Source organism: Wandonia sp. (genome assembly GCF_984588085.1).
This window is the reverse complement of the sequence record NZ_CFIGVI010000060.1, coordinates 4,451-14,728: the sequence shown is the minus strand read 5'-3', so window position 1 is coordinate 14,728 and position 10,278 is coordinate 4,451. Positions and strand designations below refer to the sequence as shown.

At 39.9% G+C, this 10,278-nt stretch carries 7 protein-coding genes; all 7 read left to right on the top strand.

What is annotated here, in order from left to right; translation table 11 throughout:
• A partial coding sequence (locus AC4PL9_RS14220; protein WP_491605413.1) for a T9SS type A sorting domain-containing protein occupies positions 1–361 on the top strand: 361 nt, incomplete at its 5' end.
• Positions 362–544: 183 nt separating this feature from the next.
• Positions 545–3,781, top strand: a complete 3,237-nt coding sequence (locus AC4PL9_RS14215; RefSeq protein WP_491605412.1) for a LodA/GoxA family CTQ-dependent oxidase — start codon at positions 545–547, stop codon at positions 3,779–3,781.
• Entirely contained in the window at positions 3,782–4,909 is a 1,128-nt protein-coding gene (locus tag AC4PL9_RS14210; protein ID WP_491605411.1) for an NAD(P)/FAD-dependent oxidoreductase, read from the top strand.
• 51 nt (positions 4,910–4,960) lie between these two features.
• A complete protein-coding gene (locus tag AC4PL9_RS14205) occupies positions 4,961–5,638 on the top strand; it encodes a carboxypeptidase-like regulatory domain-containing protein (protein ID WP_491605410.1) in 678 nt (225 codons plus the stop codon).
• A 59-nt stretch (positions 5,639–5,697) separates the two neighbouring features.
• Positions 5,698–6,765, top strand: coding sequence for a PA0069 family radical SAM protein (locus AC4PL9_RS14200; protein WP_491605409.1), 1,068 nt, complete (start codon positions 5,698–5,700; stop codon positions 6,763–6,765).
• Between the two features lie 196 nt (positions 6,766–6,961).
• Complete coding sequence (locus AC4PL9_RS14195) at positions 6,962–8,587, top strand: AMP-binding protein (RefSeq protein ID WP_491605408.1); 1,626 nt, start codon at positions 6,962–6,964, stop codon at positions 8,585–8,587.
• A 76-nt stretch (positions 8,588–8,663) separates the two neighbouring features.
• Positions 8,664–10,202: a M61 family metallopeptidase gene (locus AC4PL9_RS14190; protein WP_491605407.1), complete on the top strand. Its 1,539-nt coding sequence runs from the start codon at positions 8,664–8,666 to the stop codon at positions 10,200–10,202.
• The last annotated feature ends 76 nt before the right edge of the window (positions 10,203–10,278 follow it).

The following is a 10,278-nucleotide window of genomic DNA, read 5'->3' as shown; positions in this document are numbered from 1 at the left end:
TCCTGTTGAGGGAGCTGTAACTGCAGTTTTTTCTCCTGAAGAGAACGGGACGTATGCAGTGATTGTGACAACCAATGAGGGCTGTACCGACACTTCATCCTGTTATAGTATTACAACATTGGATCTAATGGATTCGGAAGAGATAGAGAACATCTCAATATATCCGAATCCGACAAGTGGGCTTGTGACAATTGGTAATGTAACAGGAGAAATTCATGTCTGTGTTACAGATATGCAAGGGAAAAGAATACTCGAATCAGAAGGTAATGTTGTTGATCTCTCTGTTCTTTCGCCGGGAATGTATACTATAGAAGTATACGCAAAAGAGAAAATGTGGATTGAAAAAGTGATTCGACAGTAGAAATATATACTTGATCTACAGAAGTAAAGCGTTTAAATAAAAACAGGTGTTTTTACTTGCTGAAACAGGTAGAAACCCTCTTCTTTTTTGGAGAATAAAAGGGTTACTTTGATATTACTCGATTGCATTTGTAATTGAGTATGAACTAATTTTGAACTACTTATCTTTTTAAACTAAACAACTATGAAAAATGATTCAGTGAATGATTTCCCTTGTTGGAATCCGGATGGTAAAAGATCAATAGAACGGTTAAAGGAAATGTTTGTAGACATTAACCAGAAAAAATTGATTGCAAATGGTAAACCTCCTGCTCCGAGGGCTGTTTTTAGAAAACAACACGGTATAGCAACCGGAAGGTTTTCAGTGTTACCTCTCCCGGATGAATTAAAATTTCTCGAAGGACAGGATTTGGGAGTGTTTAATTTTGATACATCAAAGGACAACTCGTTTGAATGTATCCTGAGATTTTCCAGTGATATAGCACCTAATCAGGCAGATTTAAATTCTACCATCGGAATTGGGATGAAATTGTTTGGAGAAGAGAGTAATAATGATTTTTTCTCCGCTCCGAATACCGATTTTATTTTCCAAAATATTGATCGCTTTTTTGTGAAGGATGCGGATCAGATGTGTCAATTCACAACTGCTTCGATGATAGATAGAGATCTGGATACTTATCTTGAAAAACATCCCGAAACAAAAGTAATTTTGGGAGAAATGAGTCACCCGGAAGGAAGTTGCCTGACAGCGAATTACTGGGCGATAATTCCTTTTAAATTCGGAGATGGATACATGGTGAAATATCGTCTTCGTCCTGTTAATCCAGAAAGCTCAAACCCTCTTGAGGATAAGAATTATTTGTCAGAAGATCTGCATAGCCGATTGTTGAACGGGGATTATCGATTCCATTTTGAAATTCAGGTAAAAGAGTATGATGCAGCCGCAGGAGAGGATTTACAAAATACCTGGAAAGAACCGTTTTATCCTATTGCAGAAGTTGTGTTGCCACAGCAGAATACGATGCGGAAAGGGCTTCCTGAATTCGGAAATTACCTGAATTTTAATATCTGGAGAGTTCCTGCCCAAAATTTACCATTTGGGACATTAGCAGAAGCGAGACGGGAAGTCTATAAATACAGTGCTGAAACACGCTACAGTGCAAACGGTTGGAATATGAGAGAACCGGAATCTACTCCCTGCCCATACCATGCCAAATCAGAAAAGATAGATGACTGTATAGTCAAAGCTGCAATTTACCCGCCTATCGGAATTATGCGAATAGGAAACAGTGATGAGGTGTATCCCGGACCATTAGTACCTGATCCAATACCGAATGGAGATGATTTTTACAGAGATAAATACGGGAGATTGAAAAGACAAACGGCAGAGTTTCGCATATATGGGTTAAATGCTAATGGTGAGGCCGTGAGAGAGTTGACCGGAGCAGAGTTAGGTGATGTTGAAATTACATGGTCATGTCATCTTGCGAATCAAAAAGCTGCCTGGTATGACTTTAACATTGCTCTTGATATTCCGGAAGCAAAAGAATACCCAGCTTCGAATCCCAGAAATATGAATATCAAGAACAGAGATTCGTTGGTGATTGACGGAGGGGAGAAATCTATTTCCTGTATAGCCGCTGATACCGCAACAAAAGATTTACAATACGGAGCAAAATGCGTAGAGTCATTTACAGGTACATTTTTGGATGAAAGTGTGTATTTGGGCGATATGTTTGTGAAGCCTGAATCCAACCGATTATACCTTGTAGGGGGAAAGGGAAAATCAGAAAATATAAACGGAGAACCTGCGATCACTTTTGCAAATAATGAAGGCTGGTATGATGATGTTTCCGACGGACCCGTTACAGCTAAAGTAATTTATAAAGGTGAAGAGCTTCAGGTTGAGCCTGCCTGGGTGATTTGCGGACCACCGGACTATGCTCCAATGCAGAAATCAGTTCGTACTATGTGGGACTTAATGCGTGATCTGGCAGTTTCTCAAAAGATGTTGCCTTGTCCGCAGCGCCCATCATTAAAGGATGATATTCTGCCGATTTTTATGCGAATGGCAGATCTGCAATGGGTAAACAGAGGATTCTCAGAAATGTTTGGTTATCTCGGTCCGTTTAACTTTACAAATGAGGAATGGATAGAGAGGCTGTCGGATCAGTCGACAACTAATCTGGAGTTCAGACGAACACTTTATAACCAGTTCAGACAGTTTGAACTTCCCGGATCACAATCTCCGGCTTTATGGCCCTGGCTGTACGGTGATGCAATTGAATTACCTCCTCAGGGATCACCAAGACAGCATACAACATTAACTTCTCTTCAGCTTCGATTCCTGGAGCAATGGGTTCAGGGAGATTTTGTGAATGATCTGGATGAAAAAGCAGTACATCGTACAATAGATGAGTATCCGGTGAGTAAGCAACCCGATCTGTTAACGAGAGCCGCACTCGATTTTTGTTTAGCGGATGCTTTTCACCCGGGGTGTGAAATGACGTGGCCGGTGCGTATGCCAACTATGTATCGCGGACCATTCAGGTTTGCACACGATAAGAACCAAAAGATAAGCGATCATCTTGATTATGGAGCAACTATTGATTACAGCATTGTTACGGCAGACATAAATCCGTTTGGGGGACAGGTTGCAGGAGGAATAACGCGTTGGATGGCCATTCCATGGCAAACGGACACATCTAGCTGCAGGGATGGTTATGATACAACCTACGATCCCTATTTACCTACATTCTGGCCGGCACGAGTTCCGAATAATATTCTGGGGTACACACAATACCAGCAGTTAATGGACGAAGAGTTACCCGCAGATCAGAAAATGGAAGAATTTCGATATCGGAAGGAGTGGTTATCCGATCTTCCGGGGCATCCGACACGATATACAGATTACAGAGAGGTGATTAATAAAATGGTCACGAGTTTTGATCGGGTAGGAGTCGTTTTACAGGAAGATTTGGAGGTTCCGGAGTTACCGGAGAAAATACAGGTTGCTTACCCTAAAACGCTGAACCATCTTTGTCAGGCTATTCACGATTTATTTAGAGAACATTTCCGGATCACTATACCTGTTGATAGAATCCGACCGGTTCTGGAAAATCTCTTGCAGGATGATACGGATAAGATCGGGGATATGATCGATTATATCGTAGGCATTCTTTCGGATAAGAAAAAAGAAGTTCTGTTGAAAAGTGAGGCAGTAAGTGAGACAACGAAAAGCTTAAGTGAGAATTGGGTAAAAGCCGATGCTAATCTGCAAACAACAATGCTGGGAACAGCGATAACTGAGCAGATTATAGAACCGGTGAAACAACTTCCTGAGAAAACATATGTAAAACCAGGTGAGAAAGTAATAACCATACACGAGCGTTTCCGACAGCAACTGAATGCACGAAGATAGATGACAGAGGAAACAGATATTCTTATAATTGGAGGAGGCATAGCCGGATGTATTTCGGCTATGTTTCTTTGTGAAAAATACTCTGTTTGCATTATTGATAAACCGGATCAACAGGCTGGGGTATGGGGAGAGTCGTTAGTTCCTTCCAGTAAACGAATTTTTAAAGAATTAGGGATTTACGATAAGATTTGTGCTCTTGATACAACCGTTTGCAGTCCTTCAATAGGTATGAAGTCGTATTGGGGGAGTGAAAATCCAGTGTATTCCGATGCACTGAGAAATCCGGAAGGAGAAGGTTGGAATATTGATAAACCTGCTTTCGTGAGAGAGCTGAGGAAGATAACAAATCAATATCCTGTTCAAAGGCTGGAGGGGAGGCTCCACACATTGAATGAAAGAGAAGATTTTTGGGAAATTTATGTAAGTGGAAATGAGAAACGAAAAATAAGAGCAAAATTTCTGATTGATGCATCGGGTAGAACAAACGTTCTGAGGAAAAAGTTGAATTTGAACAGGGTGAAAAAGGATCAGCAAATTTGCATAAGCGTAACCGTAAAAAAAACAGATGATCGAATGGTTTCAACGATTCTTCCCGAAGCATCCGGTTGGTGGTACTGTAGTCAGCTTCCTGATAAAGAAAGAATACAGGTTTCTTATTATACGGATGCTGATTTGATTGATAAAGCAGCTACAAAAGATGCTGCTTATATTCTACAGAAATTACAAGCGAATACGTCTCTTCAGGAACAATTAGAAATTAGGGGAATAATTGATCCTTGTTTTTTAGGAACAAGAGCTGCTGGAACCGATAGACTGGAAAGCATTGGTCAGAAGAATTGGATAGCGATTGGAGATGCTGCTATGTGTTTTGACCCGCTTTCGTCACAGGGAATGTACAATGCAATGGTGATGGCCGCTCAAACAGCAAAACAAATTTGTTCCATAGATTTCATTCGTGATCCGGAAAGAGAAAAAATAGCCCGGTTTTACACATCCTTTTATGAAAGCTCAGAAAATATTTGGCGACATTACCTAAAGCATTATAATCTGTTTTATGCCATGGAAAAACGTTGGGAAAATGAATCCTACTGGAAAAGAAGACAAAATCACAATACTAATAGTCTGTGAATTTGTGGAAATTTGAAGGAAAAGCAATCTCAATGTCAAAGAGTATAAAAGATGAGTAAGAAGAAAAGAATAACTATTCCGAGTCCCTGCAATCAGCAGTGGGAGTTCATGACAGAGTTGGAGAAAGGAAAGATATGTAGCGCTTGTGATTATAAAGTACTTGATTTGACAAATTGTTCGGAAGAAGAGATTGTCAAATATGTAGAAAGTAAAGGTGTAAAAGTTTGTGGAAGAGTTCGTGTCGAACAACTGAATACAAACAGGAGAAACAGACGAACAACTTCTCTCTATCCGATCATTCAATCGGTTATTGCAAGTTTTTTAATAACAGGGAATGTAGGTGCTACTATGAAATCTGATAGGGAGGCTTTACGGCAGGGAATGTTTACTGTTGTTAAAGTTGAAAAGAACTACATAGAGGAACAGAAGCTTCAGGATTCACTCCGGATTATCAGGGGAAGGATACTGGATGAATCAGGAGAGCCGTTTCCTTTTGTCAATGTAGAATTAGTAGGGACTGATATTGTTGTTAAAACAACCTTTGAAGGAGAGTTCGTAATGGAAGTCCCTGAAGTGCTTACGATGAAAGTAGTTGTCCTCAAGGCTGGATTTGTAGGGTACGAAAGTGCAGAGTTTAGAGTAAAAGTAAAGGATCTTCCTGTTAAACGTGACTTTTATCTAACAGAAAGGCTCTCTTTTGTAATAGGAGAGGTTTTGATTATTAAATAGTCTTTTTTTTGATTTTTTTTTAATCAAAAAGTCGTATTTTTGTCTGAAAGATTAGTTGAATGTCCGACAGACAGCAAAAAACAAAAGGGCAGGGTGCTTTTATAAATCCTGAAAGTCGATTTCTGAAAAACAGGGATGGTGACGCATTTGATGATTTGCAGTTTGAAGAAGTTGAAAATCGTAAGACAACTTTCATAGAAGTATACCCGAAAACGATTATAAACAAGGTTGAAAGTCCTGATATCCCGTTATCTTATTCCATGAATCCCTATCAGGGGTGTGAACATGGATGTACCTATTGTTATGCTCGCCCCACACATGAATACTGGGGGTACAGTGCAGGTGTTGACTTTGAACGGGTAGTATTGGTGAAAAAAAATGCGCCTGATTTGCTCGAGAAAACCCTGAGAAAAAGAAATTGGGAAGTGAAACCAATTATGTTGTCCGGTAATACGGATTGCTATCAACCTTGTGAAAAGAGGTTAGGTCTGACGCGTAAAATGTTACAGGTTTTGCTTGATTTTAAACACCCTGTCGGAGTGATAACCAAAAATGCATTGATTGAAAGAGATATAGATATTTTACAGGAGTTAGCCCGGTTACAACTTGTGGGGGTAAGTATCAGTATCACTACTCTCAAAGAGGATTTGCGGAGAAAGCTGGAGCCGAGAACTGCTTCCGTAAAAAAGAAACTTCAGACGATTGAATTATTGGCGGGCAAAGGAATCCCTGTAAATGTTATGCTGGCACCCGTTATTCCGGCTCTGAATGAAGAAGAAATATTTTCGATATGTAAAGCTGCTTCGGAGTGCGGGGCCAGTAGCATACATTATCAGATTGTACGATTAAACGGTCCGAATGGAGCTATTTTCTCTAACTGGCTTTCACATCATTATCCGGAGCGTTCTGAAAAAATACTGAATCAACTGCGTTCTATGCATGGAGATGCTGTCAATAGTTCTGTTTTTGGTAAAAGGATGAGAGGGGAAGGACATTTTGCTGAAAACATCCGCCAACAGTTCGCTGTTGCACATAAGCGGTTTTTTCCTGAAAAACAGACCAATCATTTACGAACTGATTTGTTTTGTCCACCTTTACAGGAAGGAGATCAACTGGCTTTATTCTGAATAAAAATAAAATAACCAGAGACTATTGGCGTTGAATTAGAAAACAAGTATATTAGAACCGAACAACTGCGGATACTGTGTGGTAACAACTTTTGCTGAGCAACAACTGTTACAAATTGTGTGCTATGCTATTATCGAAAAACAACGGGTGATTCCTTATAAGGAGTTATAATTTTTTTGATAAATAGTATAAAGAATGAGATCAGAATTGTCGTATGTTACTGGTGAATCAACTATTCCATTATTAGGGGAAACAATCGGGCAGAACCTTGCCCGTACTGTAGCCAGATATCCGAATCATGATGCTTTAGTATGTGTGGAACAGGGCTGTAGATATACTTACAGTGAGTTTTATGCTGAAACGACTAAAGTTGCCAAAGGATTACTGGCTGTAGGTGTTCATCCGGGAGATCGCGTCGGAATATGGAGTCCGAATCGTGCAGAGTGGGTACTTATTCAGTATGCCACAGCGAGAATTGGGGTAATCCTTGTAAACGTAAACCCGGCTTACCGGATTGGTGAACTGGAATTTGTTATCAATCAGTCAGGAATAAGTACAATGATTGCTGCCAAACAATTTAAGTCCAGTGATTACGAAAGTATGTTGAACGAAGTGAGCAAAAAAAGTGAAACACTGAAAAGAGTTTACTTTTTGGACAGAGATTGGGATGCGTTAGTAGAGAAAAGCAGTGAGGTAAATGACGATCAGTTGTTTGCAGTTGAGAATGCAGTGCAGTTTGATGATCCGGTTAATATTCAGTATACATCCGGAACAACAGGTTTTCCCAAAGGAGTTACCCTGTCTCATCATAATATTCTAAACAACGGTTACTTTATTGGTATCCGGATGAATTACACCAGTGAAGACAGGGTTTGTATTCCCGTTCCTTTTTATCACTGCTTTGGTATGGTGATTGGTAACCTGTGTTGTACAGCACACGGGGCCTGTATGGTAATTCCGTCAGAAAGTTTTACAGCTGAAAGTGCGCTGAAAGCAGTTGAAAAGGAAAAATGTACCTCATTATACGGAGTTCCGACTATGTTTATTGCAGAACTTAATTTTACTCATTTTGAGGATTATAATTTATCGTCTTTGAGAACCGGTGTTATGGCAGGTTCACCTTGTCCGGTAGAAATAATGAAACAGGTGCAGACAAAAATGAATATGAAAGAGGTGACCATTTGTTATGGAATGACAGAGACCTCTCCGGTATCTGTACAGACGAAAATAGGTATTCACTTAGAAAAACAGGTAAGTACGGTAGGGACAGTGCATGATCATCTTGAAATAAAAATAATTGACCCGGATACCGGTCACATTGTCCAGCGAGGTGTTGCCGGAGAGTTATGTACCCGGGGATATTCTGTTTTCTTAAAATACTGGAATAATCCCGAAGCTACCCATTCTGTACTGGATGATGCCAGATGGATGCATACAGGAGATCTGGCAACAATGGACGATGAGGGGTATATAACAATTACCGGTCGTATCAAGGATCTGATCATCAGAGGTGGTGAAAATATTTCCCCGAAGGAGATCGAAGATTTTATTTACAAACATCCGTCTGTAGAGGATGTTCAGGTAATCGGAGTTCCGAGTGAAAAATACGGAGAAGAAGTAATGGCGTGGGTTAAACTGAAACAGGGAGAACCTGTTTCCGAACAGGAGCTTGTAACATTTTGCAAGGAACGCATTGCTTACTACAAAGTACCAAAGTATTGGAAATTTGTGGAGAGTTTTCCTATGACAGTCTCTGGTAAAATCCGAAAAATAGAAATGCGGGAAATTGCAGCAAAAGAGCTGGGGCTTGATTCGGAGTAAGGACTACTAATACATGAGCGGTATCTGTTTTTCTGATGAAATTATTTTCTTTGTTAACGATCAAATCAGAAAAAGCATGAACCGGATTTTTAGTACACTCGTAATCATTATTTTTTCTTCAGGCTTACCATTTTATTCTCAGGAGGATGAGGTAATTTATCACTATGAAGCCAATATACAGGAAGTAAAAGATGATAAGATACGGGTCAAATTAACAATTGATGGTCTGTCAGAAGAAAAACTAACCTATTGTTTTCCTAAGATTGTTCCCGGGATTTATGGTGCCATGAATTTTGGTCAATACATCAGCTCATTTCAGGTGTATGATAAAACCGGGCAATTGATGGAGGTTCAGAAAACGGGTGAGAATTGCTGGGAAATAACTAAAGCAAATCAGATAGCTTCTTTGTCCTATCTGGTGGACGATGCCTGGGAGAAGTTTGATGATACCATGGAAAGAGGGTTTTATCGTTCAGCTGCGAGCTCTTTTGGAGATAGTGTATACGTAATTACCCCGCACAGTCTGTTTGGGTATTTCAGAGGATATACAGATCATGCGGTAGAGGTGAAAGTAAGGAAGAAAAAAGGGATTTATCCGGCTACCAGTCTGACGAAAACGATGGCTGAAAAGGAAGATGTGTTTTTTGCAGAGGATTATCATCAGTTGGTAGATAACCCGATTTTATATGCAAAACCGGATACAACCAGTATCGAGCTTCCCGGTATTTCTGTTGAAGTGGCTTGCTATTCGACTTCGGGAGAATCTATTTCGGGAGCCATTGCAGAATATATACGACCTCTGCTACAGGGGCAGGCAAAATATCTGGATAACCAATTGCCGGTTGATAAGTACACATTTATTATTTATCACAACTTCAGATCAGGATCGACTTCTATATTGGGAGACGGATTAGAACATTCTAATTCGACATTGATTCTACTATTTATGCCGTTGGATATGGAGGTAATTCGTCAAAATGTATACGGCATAGCAAGCCATGAATTTTTCCATACACTGATGCCATTAGGGTTACATTCTCACGAAATAGAGAATTACGATTATAACGAACCGGAGTTTTCAAAACACATTTGGTTATACGAAGGAATGACAGAGTACTTTACTATACACATGCCGGTTTGGACAGGTCTTGGAAGTGTTCAGGAATTTCTGGATGAAGTAGCCGGAAAAGCGGAGGCCATGAAAGAGTTTGATCCGGAACTATCTATTACGAGTTTAAGTCGTAATCCTATGGAAAATCAGGATCAATACTACAATGTTTATCTAAAAGGCGCTTTGTTAAACCTGTGTCTGGACGTGTATCTGAGAGAGTGGTCGAAAGGAAAGTACGGAGTGAAGGATATGGTGATGCAATTAATGCGAAAATACGGAAAAGACCAGCCTTTTGAAGATGATACTTTTTTTGAAGAAATTGTACAAGTAACAGGGTTTGATGGGGTAAGGGAGTTTATTAGTAAGTACATTGAAGGTACAGAACCCTTACCTCTGGAAGATGTTTTGAATAAAGTGGGATATACATTAAACAAAGGAAAAATCGTAGAGATGGAGCACCCCACTTCGGAACAGTTGAAGTTAAGAAAGAGTTGGTTGAACTAATTCGTAACTTGACACTTGTTAAGTAAATCCCGAAGACAACAAACATGCAGTATATTACCATCAGGAACAGAGAAAT

Coding starts and splice junctions, on each gene's coding strand:
- AC4PL9_RS14195 (WP_491605408.1), top strand. CDS start 6,962: ATGAGATCAGAATTGTCGTATGTTACTGGTGAATCAACTATTCCATTA.
- AC4PL9_RS14200 (WP_491605409.1), top strand. CDS start 5,698: ATGTCCGACAGACAGCAAAAAACAAAAGGGCAGGGTGCTTTTATAAAT.
- AC4PL9_RS14190 (WP_491605407.1), top strand. CDS start 8,664: ATGAACCGGATTTTTAGTACACTCGTAATCATTATTTTTTCTTCAGGC.
- AC4PL9_RS14205 (WP_491605410.1), top strand. CDS start 4,961: ATGAGTAAGAAGAAAAGAATAACTATTCCGAGTCCCTGCAATCAGCAG.
- AC4PL9_RS14215 (WP_491605412.1), top strand. CDS start 545: ATGAAAAATGATTCAGTGAATGATTTCCCTTGTTGGAATCCGGATGGT.
- AC4PL9_RS14210 (WP_491605411.1), top strand. CDS start 3,782: ATGACAGAGGAAACAGATATTCTTATAATTGGAGGAGGCATAGCCGGA.